Source organism: Burkholderia puraquae (assembly GCF_002099195.1).
Lineage (GTDB): Bacteria > Pseudomonadota > Gammaproteobacteria > Burkholderiales > Burkholderiaceae > Burkholderia > Burkholderia puraquae.
The window spans coordinates 576,740-597,719 of sequence record NZ_NBYX01000001.1; the positions used below are offsets into that span (position 1 = coordinate 576,740).

The window sequence follows — 20,980 nt, forward strand, 5'->3', positions numbered from 1 at the left end:
TCAGGGATGGGCCAGCAGGAGACGCGCGCATGCGGCAGCGTCGGCGCTGAGGCCGTCGCGGCTGCGTGCGTGCGGTTGAAACAATCGGGACAGCGTAACGCGGCGCGGCACGTTCGTCATGCGTATTTGAGTAGACCAGTCGTCTAGAATCAGGGTAAAAACAAGGCGCGCCGCTGCGCGCCCGGGTTACGGCTGCGTTCCGCCCTGCTCGACCGGCGGCAGGTTCAGCATGCGCCGCGTTTCGACCATTGCTCTTTCGAGCGGCTTGCGGTTGCGGTGAATCTTTTCCAGCAGCGTCGCGCCCAGCCACAGCTCGTAAAGGATCGCGGCCGTATGCGACGGATCGGCGACCCCGCTCAGCGAGCCGTCGGCCAGCCCGGCCTCGATGCCGCCCGCGAGCCGCTCGATGATCTGGCTCGTGCCGTGCCGCAGCACCGCGCGCATCGCCTCCGACAGGTCCGACACTTCCGCGCCGAGCTTCACCGCGAGGCACTTGCCTTCCGGATCGTCCGCGCATTGCGTGTGCAGCCAGTTGCGCCAGTACGTCATCAGGCGCTCGGCGCCCGTGCCGGCCTGATGCTTGAGCAGGTTGTCGAGATGCGCGAGATAGCCGTCGAAATACGATTCGAGCAGCGCTTCGCCGAATGCCTCTTTCGAGCCGAAGTAATGGTAGAACGAGCCCTTCGGGATGCCCGCCGCAGCGAGAATCTCGTTCAGACCGACCGCCGAAAACCCCTTGTGGAGCATGATCGGCTTGGCGATATTCAGGATGTGCTGGCGGACTTCCGCGCCTGAAGATGCATTCATGATGGCGTATGGTAGCAACGATTAGACCGGTCGTCTAGTAACGTCGATCCGGCATGTTGAGCGGCACTTTACCCGATCCTCGCCAGTCGCCCAAACGCCGCGCCGGCATTCCCCCCTCTCCCGCGTTGCCGCGTGCGTGGCGTCATACGCATGACTCGGTTTCGTCGCGGGCGTTTCATCGATCTCCCGCATAAATACGCGCGGCGCATGTGCCGGCAGCCGGGAAGCTTCGGCCGGCATTGCACACGTGTGCAATGCGCCGGATCGTCCGCTGCCGCCTCTCGAACCCGTGACCAGGAACGCCCATGACCGCTTCGAAACCCGAACGCCCGTCCGCGCCGAATCGCCGGCGCTTCATCCAGCGCGGCGCCGCGCTGACCTTGTCGCCGCTCGTCGGGACGCTGGCTGCCTGCGGCGGCGACGGCAACCCGACGCCCGCGTCGTCGTTTGCCGCTGCGGGTGCGGCGGATGCATCCACGCGCAGCTACGGCATCGCCGACCGCTCGATCACGATCAACGTCGTCAATACGATCCCGTCGACGACGCTCGCGTACGGCAATGCCGCAAGCCAGAGCGGCTCGCTGCCGCAGGCGTCGCAAGCGCAGGTTGCGACCGGGCAATCGACCGCCGTCAGCGCGTCGAACAGCTGGGGTGATTGCACGGGATCGTTCAGCATTGCCGGCGGCGACGCGTCGTTTGCGATCTCGTACACGCATCCGTTCGGGTCGCAGCCGACCACCGTCAGCGTCACACCGTCGGCCGGCTACGTGTCGGGCGCCGACGCCGCCACGTTTCCCGGTCACGACTCGGTGGCAAATCTCACGCTGTACCGCGGCGTTGCGACCGCGAACGGCGCGTGGGTCGTCCCGCTCGCGCAACTCGCGACGCCGCCGGCCAACAACTGCCAGGATTTCGCGAACAGCATGTTCGGCAGCAACGTGCGCACGGCTGCGGCGATCCAGTCCGCTTACCAAAGTACCGGCCCGCTCGGCTATGTGCCGCCGGCCGACTTCAGCGGCGGCCAGCTCGCGGGCTTCGTCGCGCAATGGGTGCAGCGCTGGCAGAACGGCGCGGCGTATGGTGTGCTGCCCGCTGCCGATGCGCAGCTCATCGATGCGCTGAAGCAGTACGTGTCCGGCGCATCGAACGCAGGCCCGCTGACGATGTGGGTGCCGCAGATCGCGTGGCAGGCCGGCTCCGATCCGGCGGTGTTCGCGCTGTCGGGCTACCGCGCGTTTCCATTCGCCGATGCGCAGGGCAACTGGAACGCGGGCACGCTGTCCGCGTTCCTGACGCTGCTCGCGGCCGGCTCGCATATCGTCGCGATCAGCGCGGCGAGCGACCTGCCGGCGAGCGTCACGATGCAGGCATTCGACAGTTTCATGGGAGCGAGCGGGCTGACGACGTCGACGGATATCGGCAACTCGCACTACGCGTCGGTCCTGAACACGACGGGTCGCTATTACCTGAGCGTCGGCAGCGATTTCGCGCCGGCGAACTGCGGGTTGATCCTGTCGTTCCTGTACGGGCGCACGGTGAACAACCTGCTCGCGGGTGCCGGCACGTACAACACGTTCATCCAGCTGGAAGGCTGGCAGGCTGGCGGTTCGCGGCATAACGCCGACTATGCGACGTATCAGCAGACGCTGTGGAACATCTCGACGTATGGTGCGTCCGCGTATAGCGAGAAGCGCGCGACGTCGATCTTCCTCGCGCCCGCCGGGTGGACGCCGCAGGTCTACCAGACGACGCGGATGATGCCGTACGTCGGCGCCTATGCGCAGTCGAACGGTACGCCGCAGAGCTGGCTGAACACGTCGCTCGTCACGATTCCGGCGGACGCGCCGGCGCTGCCGTCGCGGTATGTATCGGGTTGATTTGTATTGACGGGCGGGCGATCGGGGGGGAGCGGTCTCGGTTGCTTGCTTGCTTGCTTGCCTGCTTGCCTGCTTGCTCGCTTGCCTGCTTGCCTGCTTGCCTGCTTGCCTGCTTGCCTGCTTGCTCGCTTGCTCGCTTGCTCGCTTGCTCGCTTGCTCGCTTGCTCGCTTGCGAGCTTCGAGCTTCGAGCTTCGGGTGTGCGTCGCATTCGGCTGACGCGCGCTTGTGGCTTTGCCGTCAGCGCGGCGCTTCGTCGACGCGCTTTCGCGTGCGCGCCCTCCGCTCGTCTCGCTGCGCGGCCGGTGCCGCCTTCGAACCGCGCAGCGGCGACCGACGCGCGAGCACCGTCATTTCGCGCCGCAGCGCATCGAGCTCCTTGCTGCGTGCCACATCGGTCGCCTGCGCGCCGTCGAGCTGCCCCTGAAGCACGCCGCATCGATGCAGCGCGTCGCCGAGTTGCGCCTGAAGCGCGGCCATGTCCTTCCGCTGCTGCGCATCGCGTTGTTCGTTGCGTGAGGCCGCCGCATCGAGTTCCTTTTGCAGCCGCGCGGCCGCGAGCCGCTCGCGATCGATCTCCTGAAGCGCCCGCTTCTCCGACGCGCGCAAGCGTTCCTCGGCACGGCCGGCGTCGTCGCGCAGCCGGTCGAGCTGGGTGGTGAAATCCGCGCGTGCCTGCGCAAGTGCGCGGTCGCCTTCCACGTTGTCGGCCGTCAGGCGCTCGATCTCCGCTTGCAGCGCTTGCCGCGACGCGTCGTCCGCCGCCCTCGCCTGCTCCAGTTCCTGGATGCGCACCTGCGCGGCCAGCAGCGCGGCTGTGCGTTGCTCCAGCGCGATTTCGGTGCGGGCCAGTTCGGCCTGCAATGCTGCGACGTCCGCCCTTGCTGCCGCCCGCTCGGCTTCGACCTCCGCGCGCAGCGCGTCGAGCGCGGCGGACGCATCGGCGCTCGATCGGTTCCACAGCGCCGCGACCAGCTCACCGGCGGCCGCCCGCAGATCGGCCGGCAGGTCGGGATGCTCGATGCGGACACGACTCTTTTCCCGCAACTCGGCCCAGAACTCGCCGAGGACGGCCGTTGGCGTACTCATGCTGCCCTTGCGAACGAGCTGGTACAGGCGGTTCGCGGTGGGCGTGATGCCGAAGCGGAAGAACAGCAGTGCGCAGGCTTCGCGATACAGCTCGCGGGTCTTCGGGAAGTCGGCCTTGAGGCGCTCGATTTCGGCGGTCAGGCGGGATTCGTCGGCAGCGAGATCGGACATGGCGGGTTCGGTCGGTAATTTCGTTAATAATATAACGTAAACCGTCAAATATCCGATTACCCGGATCATTAAATTTGACATTATTTCTATAATGTCGAGATTGGTGCGTATCGGTCCGGCGCTTCGTGTAACGGACGTCTGTTTGCACAATTTTGTAACCGCCGTCGTGGGTGCTGGAATGTCCGGCATGATCCCATGCCTTATCCGGCAGCCTTATCCAGCAAGGCTTAGCGGCTTATCGCCACTCGCATAGAAGTGAACTGAGGCCGGAGCTTGCCGCTTGAAGATGCCTCCGCCTGTTGGGCGGCTTGAGGCTGCGATCGTCGCAAATTTGTGCCCACGTGACCGATCGGCTAAGACGGTCGCAGAGTTGCCGTGTCGAAGTTCGCTTATCACATCCCGCTGCACCGCCAGGCAGTCATGTATGCGCGCGACGGCGTCGAGATCGATCCCGGCGCAATGGGGTATTGGATGGGCAGCATCACGGCGTTGCTCGCACCACTGGTCGACGCCGTGCGCCGCTACTCGTTGGCCGGCGGGAAGGTTCACGCGGACGACACGCCGCTGCCGGTGCTGGCGCCTGGCAACGGCCGCACAAAGATGGGCCGTCTATGGATCTACGTGCGCGATGATCGGCCGAGTGGCTCCGACGAACCGCCGGCGGTCTGGTTCGCCTACACGTCCGATCGCCGTGGTGATCCTAGCCTTCGGAGTGTTTCACGGTGCACATCAACTCGGCTTCGCAGGCCACTTCGCCGTCCACGGTCGCGTTAGCCTGGAATTTCCAGATACCACGGATGCAACGCACCACGGAAACGTTCAGATGGAGTTGGTCGCCTGGGCGCACCACGCGCTTGAATCGCGCGCCGTCGATCCCGACCAGGTAATACAGCGCCCCTGCCCTCCGCTCCGTGTCCGCGCCGAACGTCAATAGGCCGGCTGACTGGGCCAACGCCTCAATAATCATGACACCCGGCATCACCGGTTGCCCAGGGAAGTGCCCCACGAAGTACGGCTCGTCGATCGTCACGTTCTTGAGGGTTTTGATTCGCGTCTGCGGCTCGAATTCGAGCACGCGATCGACCAGCAGAATCGGATACCGATGCGGCAGCAGCTCCAGAATCTTGTGGATATTGATGTCGGATGCGTTCATGGTGATTTGTCTTCGTCGTGTTTGTGCGGAGCCCGGTAACCGCGGCTGCCCCGATTTAGGCTCATTTGAAAGTGAAAGCTTTCGGGCCGCGGCTCCGATGAATAAGGGGCGTCAATTCGCATCGTGCACTTTGAAGTTCGAACATAGGGCATTTGTTCTTTAAGAATTCTCAGCACGCAACGCGCTCAGTCACGCGGTCGCGCTCCGGTCTGAGATCGGAGGAAGTCGTCGATGCCATCACAGGCAAAGCGGCGGCCCGTAGCGATCGTCTGCGCGTGCACGTCGGTATTCGCGTACCGCGACGACCGCAAGATCGCCGCGCGGCACCACCCTCACGGTAAAGTCATAGCCGTCGAGGTATTCGCGCACGAGACACGCGAGTCGGTCGTTCACACCGGCCTTCGTCCTGCACGTGAGCACGCGGTGCGGCGCCCGAATTCTATCCGTCGTTCCGATCGCACGGGCAGCGTACGACAATCGGGAACAATCGATCACAATTGAGCACACATTCGCCGCAGATTCCGGATAGTCGCGCCACGCGATCGAACCTAGACTCCGGGCTCCGCCACTCTTGTCCCGATATTGTGCGTCCATCCCTGCGCTCCTTCCGCTATTGCATGCCGCTTGCCGGCCTGACGCTCTCTACATTGGCCCACGCCGAAAACCAGTACGCGATTTCACTCGGCGGCGGCTTTGCCCCACGCTACCAGGGCAGCAACCAGTATCGCGCCGTCGTCTCGCCCTCGTTCTCCGCGATGTTCGGCAACGGCTTCTTCATCGACACCAGCGCCGGCGCAGGCTACCGTCTGAACCTGCCGAGCGGTGCGTTCGTGTCGGCGGCAGTGAGTTACGCCGCAGGCCGTACTGACGAAAATCGTTTCGATCTGCCGGGTTCGGACCATCTGAAGGGGATGGGCCGGATTCCGGGCGCGGTGGTCGTCGGCATGCGGGCGGGTGTGAAGCTGCTGGATGGCGGCGAATTGAGCGTCGCGGTTGACGCACCGGTCACGCACACGTCGCGCGGCTTGTCCGGCCATGTCGATCTCGCGGTGCCCGTGTTCGAGGCTGGACGTCACGATGTCGTGTTGACAGGCAGCGTGCATGCGGGCACGGGGCGCTACATGCAGAGCTTCTATGGCGTGACCGACGCGCAGTCGATGGGCAGCGGATTCAGACCGTACTCGACGAGCGGCGGGGTCGACAGCGCGACGTTGTCGCTTGCGTGGAAGTGGGAGATGTCGCGGCACTGGTCGGTGCACGCGAGCAGCGGCTTCACGCGCCTGCTAGGACGCTACGGCGACAGCCCGATCGTCCAGACGCGCAGCAACTACTATGGAATGGCCGGAGCAACGTACAAGTTCTGAAGCGTTGATCGACAATCCTTAAATTGAATTGCCAGCCATGGCCTTTGTAGTGGTGACCTGCCCCCGGTCTGCACGTACGCCGACCGTCTCGACGAGCTCGCCGGTCACGGTGGTTGTCGTCGAGCCCGATTCTTCATACGCTTAGGGATCGTTCCTGCCTGGAGACCCGAAATGGTGGACGTCAGATTGAACGTGCCGATGGTCGATCAGAGCGGCGTCAAGAAGACCAAGTCAGGATCCAAAGCACTGAAAAACGCATGCTGGTATGCGGCGGCGTGCATGGTTTCGTACTTCCACCGCCCCGGGCCGCGTCTGGGCATTCCGGCGCTATGGCAGGCGGACCAGGGGCTTCCCCCGTCGAGAATCCCCGACCTGTGCGCGGCCGAAGGGCTCGTGGCGCTCAACCAGCCGACGGTCATTACGCCCGAGTGGCTGGCCGCGGTGCTGACGGAGTTCGGTCCGATCTGGGCCGCGGGGCATTTCCTGGACAGGCCTGACCAGCCTGAAATCGGTCACGTGATCGTCGTCACGGGGATCCAGCAACGCATCGTTCATTACAATGACCCGGAGGGGCCGCCCGCGCGCACGATGCTCCTGGCGACACTCGACACCGGACGGCGGAAACCCGACGGACTGCTGGTGAAGGGGCCGCACCGGTATTGAATGCATCGCGGGCGTCGGCCCAGCCGCCTGGCATGACGAAAAGACCGTCAAGACGCCTCCCGGCAACGCGATGTCGAAGCGGCATCTGTCCCACCGGACGCAGTCCGTCGCGCTCGCGTGGCGGGAAGGACCGATGGTGCCGAAGTCCTGCCGGCAGCGCGTCGGCCGCCCTTCCACACCCCCTGCCCCTCGATCCCGCACGCAAAGCCCCCGTTGACAGTATGCATATGCATAGATACCGTTCCCTCACATGGCGGCGCGCGATCCGGGCATCGGATGCGGCCGCATGGCGCGGCGTCGGTGATCCTGCCGGCGTCATGGCGCAACCGAACCGGCGACGCGAATTGCGCGGCGTGCCCCGTTCGCCACCGACTCGTCCGCGCAGCTTGCAACCCGATCCAGGAACGCATCATGAGTACACGCGAAGTCGTCATCTGCCATCCCGTCCGGACACCGATCGGCACGTTCAACGGTTCCCTGAAGGACACCCCGGCCACCGAACTCGGGGCGATCGCCGTGCGCGAAACCTTGCGGCGCTGCGGCCTCGACGGCGCGGCGATCGACACGGTCGTGCTGGGCAACGTGATCCAGGCCGGCAACAAGATGAACCCGGCCCGGCAGGCCGCCGTCGGCGCGGGCCTGCCGGTCAAGGTGCCGGCGCTGACGGTCAACCGCGTCTGCGGCTCCGGCGCGCAGGCGGTCGTCAATGCCGCGCAGGAGATCCTGCTGGGTTACGCGAACGCGGCAATCGCCGGCGGCATGGAAAGCATGGAGCGCGCGCCGTACCTGCTCGACGGCGCACGGTGGGGCTACCGGATGGGCGATGCACCGATCCGCGACAGCATGCTGCGCGACGGCCTCGTCGATGCGTTTTCCGACCAGCATTCGGGCTGGCATACCGAGGATCTCGCGAGCCAGCTCGACATCTCGCGCGATCGCCAGGATCGCTGGGCGCTCCGCTCGCAGCAGCGCTTTTCCGCCGCTCTGGCGGACGGCAAGTTCGACGCCGAACTCGTGCCGGTCGAGATCCTGCAGCGCAAGGCGCGCGTCGCGTTTGCGCGCGACGAGACGCCGCGCCCCGACACGACGCTCGACGCGCTTGCGAAACTGAAGCCCGCGTTCCGCCCGGACGGCACGATTACCGCGGGCAATGCGCCGGGCCTGAACAGCGGCGCAGCGGCGATGCTGGTTGCGGAGCGCGCATTCGCCGACGCGCACGGCATCGCGCCGAGCGCCCGGCTGGTTGCATTCGGCGTGGCCGCCGTCGAGCCCGGCATGTTCGGGCTCGGCCCGGTGCCGGCCGTGAAGATCGCGCTGGAGCGAGCGGGCTGGGCGCTGGCCGACGTCGAGCGCTTCGAGATCAACGAAGCGTTCGCGGTCGTACCGATCGCGGTGGCGGGCCAGCTCGGCATCGCCGAGGAAATCGTCAACGTCGAAGGCGGCGCGATCGCGCACGGTCATGCAATCGGCGCGACGGGCGCGGTGCTGACGACGCGCCTGATCCATTCGATGCAGCGCGACGGCATCAAGCGCGGCGTCGTCACGCTGTGCATTGGCGGCGGCCAGGGCATCGCGCTGGCAATCGAGACGCTTTGAGTCGCAGCTGACGCGAACGCATCGACCATTCGGACGAACGGGAAAAGCTGCGGGCGATGAAGTCCGCGGTGCAGGCTTCCCGAGAAGCGGTGCAGCCGGTTGGCCGCGCTCGCGATCGGCGCACGCGTGATCCGGCGCGGTTGCGCGCAGTGGCCGGCGTTGGCGTCGTGGGCGGATGGTTCCACGCGCGGGTCGTGAACGCGAGCGGCATCGCCGTGCGTCGGGCGGCCGGTCTCCGCAAGCGGCTGCGCTGAATGAAGAAGAGGCTCGCACCGTGCGAGCCTCTTTTGCATGATGTTGCCGCCATCGTGCGACACACGACGCGCCGACCCAAGTCGATGTATCGCCAGACGAATACGGCCAGTTCCGACGGATCGGCCTCGGCTGCCGCTTACCCGAGCGGCACGACGCTCCCGAGCAGAATCCGCACGAGCGTCGCCTGGCGCGTGACGCCCGTCTTCGAGAAGATCGCGCGCAGGTGCGTGCGCGCCGTGTTCTTGCTGATCCCCGATTCCTCCGCTGCCTCCTCGAGCGTCAGCCCGTTCGTCAGCAGCAGCGCGAGCGACGTCTCGGCGGGCGTCAGGTCGAACAGCTTGCGGATGATTTCCTGCGCGCCCTGCGGCTTGCGGTCGGGATCGCGCAGGAACAGCGTGACGGCCGGCCGCCGCTTGTTGTCCTCCGACCAATCGGACAGCAGCACCGTGCGCACCAGCAGCCCGAGGCGCGGCTTGTCGAAGCTGCGCGTGATCGGCATCGCCTCGACGGTCGCTGCGGCCGTGCCGTGGTGTCCCATCACCGCGTGGCGGATCAGCCGCTTCAGCGTGCGGTTCTCCTGCGCGTCGGTCGCCTCGATCGTGCCGCGCGCAATCGTCAGGCCGTTGTTCTGCTTGAGGATCTCGTCGGCGACGCTGTTCAGGTCGATGATCGTGCCGTTCTCGTCGAGCGTGATCGTGCCGATCTGCATCCGGTTGATCGCGTTCGCATAGATCGACCGTTCGACCTCGGCCGTGTCGAGCCGCGAATGCAGCTCGACCGCGCGCTTCAGGTGCGGCAGCAGCAGCGCGCAGATCGCCTTGTCGCGCGCGGAGAACTGCTTCGACGCATGATTGCGGCACACGCGGAAGCGGCACTCGACGCCCGACGACGTGCGCAGGTCGGCGCCGAGGATATAGCGCACGTCCTGCGGCTTCAGGAACTGCTTGTACAGCTCGCTCGACAGCCAGCCCGTGTCGCCGAACACGTCGTCGACCGTGACCACGCGATCGGCCGGCAGGCCGACGAACGGGTCGAGCGAATAGTAGTAGTTGTTGTACGACGCCTCGCCGTCGCCCGGAACCACCGGGCCGAATTCCGACGCGTGCACGGACAGCGGCGCGCGGCGGTCGCTCGCGGCCGCGCGCAGGATCAGCGTCACGTAGTTCGCCTGCAGCCAGCGCCGGACCAGTTCGAGCGCACCGGCCCACGGCGGCGTTTCCAGCGGCCCCTGGTAGATGCGCGCCATCAGCTCGCTGAAATCCGCGACGCCGATGTCGGCCTCGTCACTGGTTGCCTGGCTCTCTTGCGGAGCCCATCTCGTCTCCATCAGCACGCTCCATCCTCCATACGACATGTTTCCGGCACGACCCAACCGCGCCGCCATGATTAAGACGCGTCTAAATTCCGGCGTCATCGGGAGATTCACTGAATGGTGAGAATTGGCCATCCCGGCCAACCAACCATCGTCCGATCGGATGATGTGGCGCCCTGCCCGCTGCGCTGGAATGCCCGTCAGGCCATGCCGGCAAGCGTCCGGCGCGGACTCAGGGAAAACCGCGACACGGGTTTACCTGATTCAAACCGCATTCGATTCAGACAGGAGTCCCCATGCCGCTCGACCCACAGGCGCAGGCGCTGCTCGCCGCGTTCGCCCAGGCACCCGCGATCGATTTCGCGCAGCTCACCGTTCCCGCGTATCGCGCGAGTCTTGCCGCCGGCGGCGCGTTCGCGCCGGGCGATGCCGTCGCCGCCGAAGAGGACTGGCAGATTCCCGCAGCGGGCCGTCAGTTGTCCGCACGGCTATATCGGCCCGCCGCCGACGGGCCGTTGCCGCTGACCGTGTTTTTCCACGGCGGCGGCTTCGTATCGTGCGGTATCGATTCGCACGCGAACCTGTGCCGCAGCCTCGCGGCCCGTGCGCGCACGCTCGTGCTGTCGGTCGACTACCGGCTTGCGCCCGAGGCGCGCTTCCCGGCCGCCGCGCACGACGCATGCGACGCCGTGCGCTGGGCCGCCGCCAGTGCGCGCGATCTCGGCGCACGCGCCGGCGCGGTGGCCGTGGCCGGCGACAGCGCCGGCGGCAATCTTGCGGCGGTCGCCGCGCTGCAGTTGCGTGGCTCGGGCATCGCGATCGCGCACCAGTTGCTGCTGTATCCGGTCGTCGATTGCGCGACCGAGCATCCGTCGTACGAAACGCTCGGCAACGGCTATTTCCTGACGGCGGACATGATGCGCTGGTTCAAGCACCACTATTTCGACGCCGGCGCCGATCGCGCATCGCCGCTTGCAAGCCCGCTCGCCGCGCCGGACGTCGCGGGCGCGGCGCCGGCGACGATCGTCAGCGCCGAATTCGATCCGCTGCGCGACGAGGCCGAAGCGTATGCGCTGCGTCTCGCGCGGGCCGGCACGCCGGTGACGCTCGTGCGCTGGCCGGGCCAGCTTCACGGGTTCGCGAGCATGCTCGGCGCGATCGATGCGGCCGACCGCGTGCTGACCTTCGGCGCCGACGCACTGCGCCGCGCGTTCGACGCGACGGAGGCACCATGACGCTCGCCGGTACGCTGGAGATCGTCGACGAGCTGCGTGCGGGCCGGATGGTCCTGCTCGTCGACGAAGAGGATCGCGAGAACGAAGGCGATCTCGTGATCGCAGCCGACCACGTGACGCCCGACGCGATCAATTTCATGGCGCGCTTCGGGCGCGGGCTGATCTGCCTGACGCTGACCGCCGAACGCTGCGAGCAGTTGCGGCTGCCGCCGATGGCCGATCGCAACGGCACGCCGTTCGGCACGGCGTTCACCGTCAGCATCGAGGCGGCCGAAGGCGTGACGACCGGCATTTCGGCGGCCGATCGCGCGCATACGATCCGCGCGGCGGTACGCGCCGGCGCCCGCCCGGACGATCTCGTCCAGCCCGGCCACGTGTTCCCGATCGCCGCGCGCCCGGGCGGCGTGCTCGTGCGCGCGGGGCACACCGAGGCCGGCTGTGATCTCGCGGCGCTCGCCGGACTCACGCCCGCATCGGTGATCTGCGAGGTGATGAACGACGACGGCACGATGGCGCGGCTGCCGGAGCTGAAGGCATTCGCCGCACGTCACGGGTTGAAGATCGGCACGATCGCCGACCTGATCCACTACCGCCGCGAGCGCGAATCGCTCGTCGAGCGTGTCGGCGAGCGGCCGCTGCATACGCCGTGGGGACGGTTCCGCGCGATCGAGTATCGCGACACCGTGCACGGCGCGCCGCATCTCGCGCTCGTGCGCGGTAAGCCCGATCCGTCGACGCCTGTGCTGACGCGCGTGCACGAATGCCATTCGCTGCTCGACCTGCTCGATGCGGAGCCGTCCGCGCATTCGTGGCCGCTGCATGCCGCGCTGCAACGGATCGACGCGGCCGGCTGCGGGGTGGCGGTGCTGCTCGACTGCGACATGCGCGGCGACGCGATGCGGATGCCGGCCGGCCATACGCGTCGCGACGGCCGCGTGACGGGGATCGGCTCGCAGATCCTGCGCGAGCTCGGCGTGCGGCGGCTGAACGTGCTGTCGAGCCCGTTCCGGCTGCCCGCGCTGTCGGGGCACGACCTCGAGATCATGGCGTTCATTCCGCTCGGCGACGACGATCCGGAAAGCGCGCGGGGCCCGCATGCGAGCCCGCTGCGGGCTGCGTGAGGCGTTGACGCGGGATCGCCGGGCGTTTTCCGCTTGACAGGCTATCGTTTGTTTTTCATTAATACAGCCTATAGTTTGTATTTTGACAATACATGCCATAGACTGTATTTTCCGATGACAAACGATCGCCTGTCATCCTGCGGAGCGCCCGATGCCCTTTCCTGTCCAGACCCTGACTCAGCTGCGTCCGATACTCGTCGGCTTCCGGAGGGCCGCGGGGCTCACGCAGGCGCAATTGGCCGCCCGCCTGGGCGTCACGCAGCAATCCTACGCGCAGCTCGAGGCCAACCCGTCAGCGGTCAGCATCGAGCGGCTCTTCAAGGTGCTGAACACGCTCGGCGTTCACATGACGCTCGCCCAGGGCAAGCAGGACGTGTCGGCGGCATCGGCCGATCCCGAGCCCGATGCCGCGCCAGCGACGCGAAAACCGGCCGTGAGCAAACGCCACCCGGAAAAGGCGCGCGGCGCCACGGCCACAAAAGAGCCGATCCAAACCCAAACCAGGCCCGGCGCCGCGCGCAAGCGGCCGGCGCCGGCCACCCCGGGCAAGCCGCGGGTTTCGAAACGGGAGGACTGGTGACGATGGCCACGCGCGCCCGTCACGACCGGCTCGACCTGTGGATGAACGGCATTCCGGTCGGCTACTGGGAAGTCCGGCGCGGCGTCGAGCGTCTCGTCTACCTGCCGGCCTGGCTCGACGATCCGCAAGGGCGGCCGCTGTCGCTGTCGTTGCCCTTCACGCCCGGCAACCAGCCGCACCAGGGCGCGATCGTCGCCGATTACTTCGACAACCTGCTGCCGGACAGCGAACCGATTCGCCGTCGCATCGCGCAGCGTTACCGGCTCCGATCGACGGCGCCGTTCGAGCTGCTCGCGTCGATCGGCCGCGATTGCGTCGGCGCGATCCAGATGCTGCCACCCGGCGAAACGCCCGTCGATCTCGAGACAATCGGCGGCGTGACGCTTGACGACGCGGCCGTCGCCGACGTGCTGCGCCATGCGACTGCCGCGCCGCTGCCCGGCCGTGCGGAGCCGGAAGGCGACCTGCGCCTGTCGATTGCCGGCGCGCAGGAAAAGACCGCGTTGCTGCGTCAGGGAAACCGCTGGCTGCGGCCATCCGGCAGCACGCCGACGACGCACATCTTCAAGCTGCCGCTCGGGCGCGTCGGGAACATGCAGGCCGACATGCGGACGTCCGTCGAAAACGAATGGCTGTGCTCGACGCTCGTCGCCGCATACGGCCTGCCGGTCGCGCCGTGCGAGATCGGCCGGTTCGACGACCAGAAGGCGCTGATCGTCGAGCGCTTCGACCGGCGCCCGTCGCGCGACCGCACGTGGATCCTGCGGTTGCCGCAGGAGGACATGTGCCAGGCGACCGGCACGCCGTCCGGCGCGAAATACGAATCCGACGGCGGCCCCGGCATCGACACGATCATGGGCATCCTCGCGAACTCGGCCGACGCCGCGCACGACCGGATGAATTTCTTCGTCGCGCAACTCGTGTTCTGGGTGCTGGCGGCGATCGACGGCCATGCGAAGAACTTCAGCATCGCGCACCTGCCCGGCAACGCGTACCGCAGCACGCCGCTGTACGACGTGCTGTCCGCGCATCCGATCATCGGCACGCGCCGCAACCAGCTTCCGCCGCGCCGCGCGCGGCTCGCGATGGCCGTGTGCGGGAAGAACCGGCACTACGTGATCGGCGAGATCCAGCCGCGCCACTGGATCGCGCAGGGCCGGCGTGTCGGCCTGACCGAAGACGACGTGCGCGCCGCAATGGCGGCCGTCGTCGCGCGCACCGAACCCGCGATCGCCGAAGCCGCAGCGCAGATCCCCGCGGATTTTCCGGCGGACGTGGCGGACGCGATCTTCGACGGCATGCGCCGGCAGAGCCGCAAGCTCGGGGCGGGCGATCTCGCGTGACGGATCCACGGGTTGCGGCACCGGTCCGCCAGCGCCGCCCCCGCCGCGGCTCGTCCACCCGGACGATGCGTGCCCGCGCCAGCGCCGCACAATGGTCGCCGTGCCCATTCCCGACGCCCGCCGCCACATGGATTCCGCCGACCTCACGACCGCGTTCAGCCCGCTGCAGATCGGCCCGCTGACGCTGCGCAATCGCCTGATCAAGTCCGCCACCAACGAAGGCATGACGCCGAACGGCGTGCCGTCGCGCGCGCTCGTCCGCTTTCACGAACGCATCGCGGAAGGCGGCGCCGCACTGACGACCGTCGCGTACTGCGCGATCTGCGACGACGGCCGCACGTTCGTCGACCAGGCGCGGCTCGACGTGCCGACGGTTCGCCAGTTCCGCGCGCTGACCGACGCCGTCCATCGCCACGGCGCAGCCGCATCCGCGCAGATCACGCACGGCGGCTGCTTCACGTTCCTGCCGTCGCTGTCGACCCGACGGCCGTTGAGCGCATCGGGCGGCTTCAACAAGGTCGGCGTGATGAGCGGCCGCTTTCTGAAGCAGGCGATGACGCGCGACCAGATGTCAGCCGTCGCCGACGAATTCACCCAGGCCGCACGCCACGCGCGCGACGCCGGCTTCGATGCGGTCGAGATCCACATGGGGCACGGCTACCTGCTCAGCCAGTTCCTGTCGCCGCTGTACAACCGTCGCCGAGATGCGTACGGCGGCGACGCGGCACGGCGCGCTGCTTTCCCGGTCGAGGTGCTGCGCCGCGTGCTCGACGCGGTGGGCCGCGATCTCGCCGTCGTCTGCAAGATCGGCGTGACCGAAGGCGTGCGCGGCGGCGGAACGGCCGACGACGCATGCGAAATCGCGCGGCGGCTCGAGGCCGAAGGCGCGCACCTGCTCGTGCTCAGCGGCGGGATGAACGTCGAATCGGTGTGGCAGCTGTTCGGCAGCCCGTTGCCCGGCGACGCGCGCGCGAACGCCGACAACGCGATCGTGCGCGCCGCGATGGCGCTGCAGAAACTCACCGAGCCGAAGATGGGTGCATTTCGCGAGATGTATTTTCTCGAGCACTCGAAGAAGGTGCGCGCGGCCGTCAGGATGCCGCTCGCCTACCTCGGCGGCGCACGTTCGCGCGGAAACGTCGAGCTGGCGATGCGCGAAGGGTTCGACGCCGTCGCGCTCGCACGCGCGCTCGTGTTCGAACCGGGTTTCGTCAACGGGCTGCGCGACGGCCGGCTCGCGCAGTCGGGCTGCACGTCGTGCAACCGCTGTGTCGTGTCGATGTACACGCCCGGCGGCACCACGTGCGTGCTGCGCGAGCCGAACGACCCTGCGCCGAACCGCGTGCCGGCCGCCGGCGCGTAAGGCTTGACGTGTAACGCGCGACGCCTGATGGGGCGCTGGCGGCCCTCAGCCGGCGTCGCGCGCGTGGGCGAGCGCGGCGAGATTCCCCTCCCCGAACCCGTGGTGCCCCTTGCGCTGCACGACTTCGAAGAAGATCTCGCCGGGCCGGCGCTTGACGAAGGTCTGGAAGAACAGGCGCGGCACACCGTCGCTGCCGATCTCGCCGTCGACCAGCACCGCACGGCGGCGCAGCGCGTCGAGATCCACGCCATGCCCCGGCAGCCGCGCATCGACGTCGTCGTAATAGCGGGCCGGCGGCTCGATGAATTCGACGCCGTTCGCACGCAGCGCATCGACGCAGGACAGGATGTCGTCGGTGGCCAGGGCGACGTGCTGCACCCCCTCGCCCGGGTGATCGGGCAGATACGCATGCATCAGCTCGGTGCGCCGCGTGCCTTCCTCGTACACCGGAATCCGCACCGCGCCGCACGGCGACACCATCACACGCGATTCCTCCGACACATGCCAGTGCGCGTCGATTTCGTGGATCTCGCGAAAATGCAGCAGGTCGTGGTAGAAATCCAGCCACTCCTGCATGCGCCCGGCGCCGACGGTCTGCGTGAAATGATCGACCTGCCGCAGCCCGACGCCCACGCAGTCGAGATCGGTATGCGCGGTCGCGATGTCGATCGGCCGGAAATCGATGTCGAAGATCGAGATGTCGCCGACGCCGCCCCGCTGGCCGTCGCGCCCGCGCCAGCGGTCGACGAAATAGAGGTGCGAATCGCCGATGCCCTGGATCGCCGGGATCTTCAGCTCGCCGACGCCGACTTTCTCGCCCTCGAACGCCCACGCGCCAAGCTCGATCGCCCGCTCGAACGCGCGCCGGGCGCTGGCTACGCGCAGCCCGATCGCGCACACGCCCATCCCGTACTCCTCCGCATAGCGCGCGGCGAACGAATCGGGCTCGGCGTTGATCAGGAAATGCATCTGCCCTTGCCGATAGAGCGTGACGTTCTTGCTGACATGCCGCGCGATCGCCTTGAACCCGAGTTGCTCGAAGCGCTGCGCAAGCGCTTCCGGAACGGGCGCCGCAAATTCGACGAATTCGAGGCCGGCCATCCCGAGCGGATTGGCAGCCGGATCGGCAACGGGCGGCGTATCGCTGGACAGGGGGTGGGAATTGCCGGGCATTCCAGTCTCCGGGGGCATGCGGTCGATGGGGATGGCGCCCGTCGCGTGCGGCATGCGCGGCCGGGGTGGCGACCGTGCATCCGCTCCGAACGGGCGAGTTTTCAATGCTGCCGATTTTAACCAGATCGTTCACGGCGGCACACCCTGGCCAAACGGGATATCGTCACGCCGCTTAGTGCAAACCCGAAAAACGTTCGATAATCGCACGAACTTGAACGATAATCGCGCATTTTGTCCGATTGGCCAATTGCCGCCGTGCGGTGCGCGCCCTATTCTCCGTTCACTCATCGACTTCAATGCAGCATCGGACGCGGCGCCGCCACGATTCCACGATGCGCCGTGCCAGGAGACATCGCCATGACCCCAACCTTCGACACCCTCGACGCCACCGCCCGTGCCCGCATACGCAGCCAGGCGCGCAAGGCCGCGATCGGCAGCTTCGTCGGCGCCGTTGTCGACTGGTACGACTTCCTGCTGTACGGGATCGTCGCCGCGCTGGTATTCAATTCCGAGTTCTTCCCGAAAGTCAGCCCGACGATGGGCACGCTCGCGGCGTTCGCGACCTTCGGCGTCGGCTTCCTGTTCCGGCCGCTCGGCGGCGTCGTGTTCGGCCACTACGGCGACCGGCTCGGCCGCAAGCGGATGCTGGTGCTGACCGTGATGCTGATGGGGCTGTCGACGGTCGCGATCGGCTTGCTGCCGACCTTCGCGACGATCGGCTGGTGGGCGCCCGTGCTGCTGGTGCTGATGCGCGCGATCCAGGGCTTTGCGGTCGGTGGCGAATGGGGCGGCGCGGCGCTGATGGCAGTCGAAAGCGCGCCAAAGGAAAAGAAAGCGTTCTACAGCAGCGGTGTGCAGGTCGGCTACGGCGTCGGCCTGGTGCTGGCCACGGGCATCGTGTCGATCCTGAGCCACACGCTCGGCGAGGCCGCGTTCAAGTCGTGGGGCTGGCGCCTGCCGTTCGTGTTCAGCATCGTGCTCGTGCTGATCGGGCTGTGGGTGCGCAAGAACATGGACGAATCGCAGGAGTTCGTCGAGAAGGTCGAGCACGGCAACCGCAAGCTGCGCCTGCCGGTGCTGGAAGCGCTGACACGCCATCCGAAGGCGTTCCTGCTGATCATCGCGCTGCGCCTCGCCGAACTGTTCACGATGTATATCGTCACCGCGTTCGCGCTCAGCTATTCGACGACGAACCTCGGCATGTCGCGCGATCTGTTCCTGAATATCGGCCTGCTGGTAGGTGCGGTGAGCTGCGTGACGATCCCGTGTTTCGCGTGGCTGGCCGACCGCTACGGCCTGCGCCGCATCTACCTGATCGGCGCGCTGATCGGCGTCGCGTCCGCAGTGCCGTTCTTCCTCGCGCTGGAGGCGCGGTCGATCGCGTGGATCGTGATCTTCTCGATCCTGCTCGCGAATGCGGCGCACGACATGGTCGTGAGCGTCCAGCAGCCGCTGTTCACCGAACTGTTCGGCGCCGAATACCGCTATAGCGGCGCGGGCGTCGGCTACCAGTTCGCGAGCGTGGTCGGCGGCGGGTTCACGCCGTTCATCGCGGTTGGCCTCGTCACTGTCGGCGGCGGTTCGTGGCACCTCGTCGCCGGTTATCTCGCAGTGGGCTGCCTGATCTCGCTGGTCGTCGCCGCTCGGATGCGGGCGGCGCAGTAACGCCCTGCCGAATGGCCGGCCCGACCTGCGGCCGGCCATCACACATTGGTCGACGGCGGCCGGCAACAACCCTGCTGCCTCGCAGGCGCGACGTCAAACACTGTCAGTTGCACGCGCCGATTCCCCCTTTTTCCCCCTGAACATTCCACGCCGCCCGCCGACCAATGGCATCATATGGGCCTACGTCAGTCACCGATACGCCCCCATATCATGTCGAATCTCATCGTCCACGGCGGCACTCCGCTGCGCGGGGACATCAAGCCGTCCGCGAACAAGAACGCCGTCCTGCCGATCCTGTGCGCCACCCTGTTGACCGATCAGCCGTTGCGCCTCGTCGGCGTGCCGGACATCACCGACGTGCGCAAGATCCTCGACATCTTCCGCACGCTCGGCAGCGACGTGTCGGTCGACTTCACGACGGGCCTGCTCGAACTCCACCATCGCGACACGAAGTTCGATCCGGCCGTCCACCGGCTGCCCGAGGCGATGCGCTCGTCGATCATGCTGATTCCGCCGCTGCTCGCGCGCTTCGGCGTCGCGCGCCTCGAGAACGACGTGAAAGGCTGCACGCTCGGCGTGCGCGAAATCGACCCGCACGTCGAGGTGTTCGAGCGCTTCGGCGCGCACATCGAGCGCACGCCCGATTCGCTGATCGTCCGCACCGACGGCCCACTGACGGCCAACGATCACTGGTTCGACTACGCGTCGGTGACCACCACCGAGAACTTCGCGCTGTGCGCGACGGCCGCGAGCGGCACGTCGACGCTGATGAACGCGGCATCCGAGCCGCACGTGCAGGAGTTCTGCCAGTTCCTCGCGATGATCGGCGTCACGATCGAGGGCATCGGCACGTCGCGGCTGTGCGTGACGGGCGGCGGCAAGCTCGGCGGCGGCGAATTCCGTTTCGCCGAGGATTTCCACGAGATCGCGACGTTCCTCGCGCTCGGCGCGATCACCGGCGGCGACATCACGGTGCGCAACTCGTCGCCCGAGCATTTCCCGCTGATCGACCGCACGTTCGCGAAGTTCGGCGTCAACGTCACGCACCGCGACGGCTGGTCGCGCGCGGAACGCGACGGCCCGCTGCGCGTGCGCCGGCCGTTCACGCAGAACATCCTCACCAAGGTCGAAGCCGCGCCGTGGCCGTACCTGCCGGTCGACCTGCTGCCGATCTTCATTGCGCTCGGCGTGCGCGCGGAAGGCAGCGCGATGTTCTGGAACAAGGTCTACGACGGTGCGCTCGGCTGGTCCGGCGAACTGTCGAAGTTCGGCGCGCACGTGCTGCTGTCCGATCCGCACCGCCTGATCACGTTCGGCGGGCTGCAACTGACGCCGGCTCGCGTCGAGAGCCCGTACATCATCCGCGTCGCGATCGCGCTGCTGATGGTGGCCGCGAGCATCGAAGGCCGCTCGGAAATCATGAACGCGCTGCCGATCCGCCGCGCGCACCCGCACTTCGTCGAGAACCTGCGCTCGGTCGGCGCGAACGTCGAGTGGACGAGCAGCGAGTAAGGTCTTGACGGATGCGGCGCGCGCAAGGGTCGCGTCGCATCCGGTTCCTCCGCTTTTCCCCTTCGCCGGTCCTCAGGCAAACGGATTTCGCAACACCGGACCGCCGTCCACTTTCAAGCCGTCGTGCATGTCTTCGGTGTACAGGTATTCACATCCCTCGATCGAAGCAGTTGCCACGATGCATGCGTCGTAGAAGGATAAGCGATGCCACTCTGCCAGCCGCCGCGCGAGGTCGTGCGCATCGACGGTGAACGGCACGACATGGCACAAACTCCTGATCGGCTCCAGAAACTTCCCTACCTCGCGCCACGGCATCCGCAATTTGCGGTTGCACACGCTGGCGACTTCGTTCAGGACCTGGACGCTGATGGTCGGCCGCCGCAGGAACAGCGCCTCCGCACGGTTTGCCTTGGTTTCGTCCTCGGACAGCAGATGCAGCACGACATTGCTGTCGATGAATGATTTCTCCGCCTCAATCCTGCTCATTCGCATCGTCCCGGCTGAACTTGAAATCGGCGGGCAACTTGCCCCTGAAACGCCGCAGCCGCTCCAGAAACTCGTCGGGCCTCGGCTTGCGGCTTACCGCGAAAACCCGGGTCTTGGGTGCAAACCCGCAAGTCGGCTGAATGGACAATTCGGGGCCGCGCGCGTCCCGCTACCTCACGACTCGCGCGATAATCGCCCACTCCCGCGCGAACACCGC

18 protein-coding genes and 2 pseudogenes are annotated in these 20,980 nt (G+C 67.0%); 12 read left to right on the forward strand and 8 right to left on the reverse strand.

All coding sequences use genetic code 11. The features are described from left to right. Positions 1-186 precede the first annotated feature (186 nt). Positions 187-807, reverse strand: a complete 621-nt coding sequence (locus B7G54_RS02550; protein WP_085037608.1) for a TetR/AcrR family transcriptional regulator — start codon at positions 805-807, stop codon at positions 187-189. 305 nt (positions 808-1,112) lie between these two features. Here B7G54_RS02550 and B7G54_RS02555 point away from each other — a divergent pair, with 305 nt between their 5' ends. Continuing rightward, on the forward strand, positions 1,113-2,684 hold the full coding sequence (locus B7G54_RS02555) for a hypothetical protein (protein ID WP_085037609.1): 1,572 nt from the start codon (positions 1,113-1,115) through the stop codon (positions 2,682-2,684). Between the two features lie 238 nt (positions 2,685-2,922). On the opposite strand, the gene B7G54_RS02560 is transcribed toward B7G54_RS02555, so the two are convergent. Then, positions 2,923-3,942: a DNA-binding protein gene (locus tag B7G54_RS02560; protein ID WP_085037610.1), complete on the reverse strand. Its 1,020-nt coding sequence runs from the start codon at positions 3,940-3,942 to the stop codon at positions 2,923-2,925. A gap of 369 nt (positions 3,943-4,311) precedes the next feature. Between B7G54_RS02560 and B7G54_RS02565 the strand changes: the two are divergent. Then, positions 4,312-4,662, forward strand: a pseudogene (locus tag B7G54_RS02565) (IS66 family transposase); the annotation flags it as partial. On the opposite strand, the gene fabZ reads toward B7G54_RS02565, so the two are convergent. After that, entirely contained in the window at positions 4,643-5,095 is a 453-nt protein-coding gene (fabZ, locus tag B7G54_RS02570; RefSeq protein ID WP_085037611.1) for a 3-hydroxyacyl-ACP dehydratase FabZ, read from the reverse strand. The pseudogene B7G54_RS02565 and the gene fabZ sit on opposite strands and share 20 nt — an antisense overlap. Before the next feature lie 237 nt (positions 5,096-5,332). Continuing rightward, positions 5,333-5,488 (reverse strand): response regulator, encoded by a 156-nt coding sequence (locus B7G54_RS38910; RefSeq protein ID WP_165765522.1) that lies wholly within the window; start codon positions 5,486-5,488, stop codon positions 5,333-5,335. A 224-nt stretch (positions 5,489-5,712) separates the two neighbouring features. Between B7G54_RS38910 and B7G54_RS02580 the strand changes: the two genes are divergently transcribed. The 3 genes from B7G54_RS02580 (at position 5,713) to B7G54_RS02590 (ending at position 8,718) form a co-directional block, all read left to right on the forward strand. Further along, a complete protein-coding gene (locus B7G54_RS02580; RefSeq protein ID WP_085037613.1) occupies positions 5,713-6,459 on the forward strand; it encodes a MipA/OmpV family protein in 747 nt (248 codons plus the stop codon). Between the two features lie 171 nt (positions 6,460-6,630). Continuing rightward, the gene (locus B7G54_RS02585; protein ID WP_085037614.1) at positions 6,631-7,122 is read left to right on the forward strand and encodes a papain-like cysteine protease family protein; all 492 of its coding nucleotides are present in this window, start codon (positions 6,631-6,633) and stop codon (positions 7,120-7,122) included. Positions 7,123-7,533: 411 nt separating this feature from the next. Further along, positions 7,534-8,718: a thiolase family protein gene (locus B7G54_RS02590; RefSeq protein WP_085037947.1), complete on the forward strand. Its 1,185-nt coding sequence runs from the start codon at positions 7,534-7,536 to the stop codon at positions 8,716-8,718. Positions 8,719-9,109: 391 nt separating this feature from the next. Here the strand turns inward: B7G54_RS02590 and B7G54_RS02595 are convergent, their stop codons facing one another. Continuing rightward, the gene (locus B7G54_RS02595; protein ID WP_041493308.1) at positions 9,110-10,300 is read right to left on the reverse strand and encodes a helix-turn-helix transcriptional regulator; all 1,191 of its coding nucleotides are present in this window, start codon (positions 10,298-10,300) and stop codon (positions 9,110-9,112) included. A gap of 281 nt (positions 10,301-10,581) precedes the next feature. On the opposite strand from B7G54_RS02595, the gene B7G54_RS02600 reads away from it, so the two are divergent. The 5 genes from B7G54_RS02600 to B7G54_RS02620 all read left to right on the forward strand — a co-directional run bounded on the left by B7G54_RS02600 (position 10,582) and on the right by B7G54_RS02620 (position 15,927). Continuing rightward, positions 10,582-11,520, forward strand: coding sequence for an alpha/beta hydrolase (locus B7G54_RS02600; RefSeq protein ID WP_085037615.1), 939 nt, complete (start codon positions 10,582-10,584; stop codon positions 11,518-11,520). Next, positions 11,517-12,641: a bifunctional 3,4-dihydroxy-2-butanone-4-phosphate synthase/GTP cyclohydrolase II gene (gene ribBA / locus B7G54_RS02605; protein WP_085037616.1), complete on the forward strand. Its 1,125-nt coding sequence runs from the start codon at positions 11,517-11,519 to the stop codon at positions 12,639-12,641. Before B7G54_RS02600 ends, ribBA begins: the two co-directional genes overlap by 4 nt. Before the next feature lie 151 nt (positions 12,642-12,792). Continuing rightward, on the forward strand, positions 12,793-13,221 hold the full coding sequence (locus B7G54_RS02610; RefSeq protein ID WP_085037617.1) for a helix-turn-helix domain-containing protein: 429 nt from the start codon (positions 12,793-12,795) through the stop codon (positions 13,219-13,221). A 2-nt stretch (positions 13,222-13,223) separates the two neighbouring features. Next, positions 13,224-14,564, forward strand: coding sequence for a type II toxin-antitoxin system HipA family toxin (locus B7G54_RS02615; protein ID WP_085037618.1), 1,341 nt, complete (start codon positions 13,224-13,226; stop codon positions 14,562-14,564). Positions 14,565-14,691: 127 nt separating this feature from the next. Further along, the gene (locus B7G54_RS02620) at positions 14,692-15,927 is read left to right on the forward strand and encodes an NADH:flavin oxidoreductase (protein ID WP_085037619.1); all 1,236 of its coding nucleotides are present in this window, start codon (positions 14,692-14,694) and stop codon (positions 15,925-15,927) included. 45 nt (positions 15,928-15,972) lie between these two features. Here the strand turns inward: B7G54_RS02620 and B7G54_RS02625 are convergent, their stop codons facing one another. Continuing rightward, the gene (locus B7G54_RS02625; protein ID WP_085037620.1) at positions 15,973-17,100 is read right to left on the reverse strand and encodes a 4-hydroxyphenylpyruvate dioxygenase family protein; all 1,128 of its coding nucleotides are present in this window, start codon (positions 17,098-17,100) and stop codon (positions 15,973-15,975) included. A gap of 357 nt (positions 17,101-17,457) precedes the next feature. Between B7G54_RS02625 and shiA the strand changes: the two genes are divergently transcribed. Then, a complete protein-coding gene (gene shiA, locus B7G54_RS02635) occupies positions 17,458-18,765 on the forward strand; it encodes a shikimate transporter (RefSeq protein WP_085037621.1) in 1,308 nt (435 codons plus the stop codon). Between the two features lie 210 nt (positions 18,766-18,975). Then, the gene (locus B7G54_RS02640) at positions 18,976-20,277 is read left to right on the forward strand and encodes a UDP-N-acetylglucosamine 1-carboxyvinyltransferase (protein ID WP_085037622.1); all 1,302 of its coding nucleotides are present in this window, start codon (positions 18,976-18,978) and stop codon (positions 20,275-20,277) included. Positions 20,278-20,349: 72 nt separating this feature from the next. Here the strand turns inward: B7G54_RS02640 and B7G54_RS02645 are convergent, their stop codons facing one another. After that, positions 20,350-20,763 (reverse strand): PIN domain-containing protein, encoded by a 414-nt coding sequence (locus tag B7G54_RS02645; RefSeq protein WP_085037623.1) that lies wholly within the window; start codon positions 20,761-20,763, stop codon positions 20,350-20,352. After that, a pseudogene (locus B7G54_RS40185) lies at positions 20,750-20,872 on the reverse strand (AbrB/MazE/SpoVT family DNA-binding domain-containing protein); the annotation flags it as partial. The gene B7G54_RS02645 and the pseudogene B7G54_RS40185, both read right to left, overlap by 14 nt. Positions 20,873-20,980 lie beyond the last annotated feature (108 nt).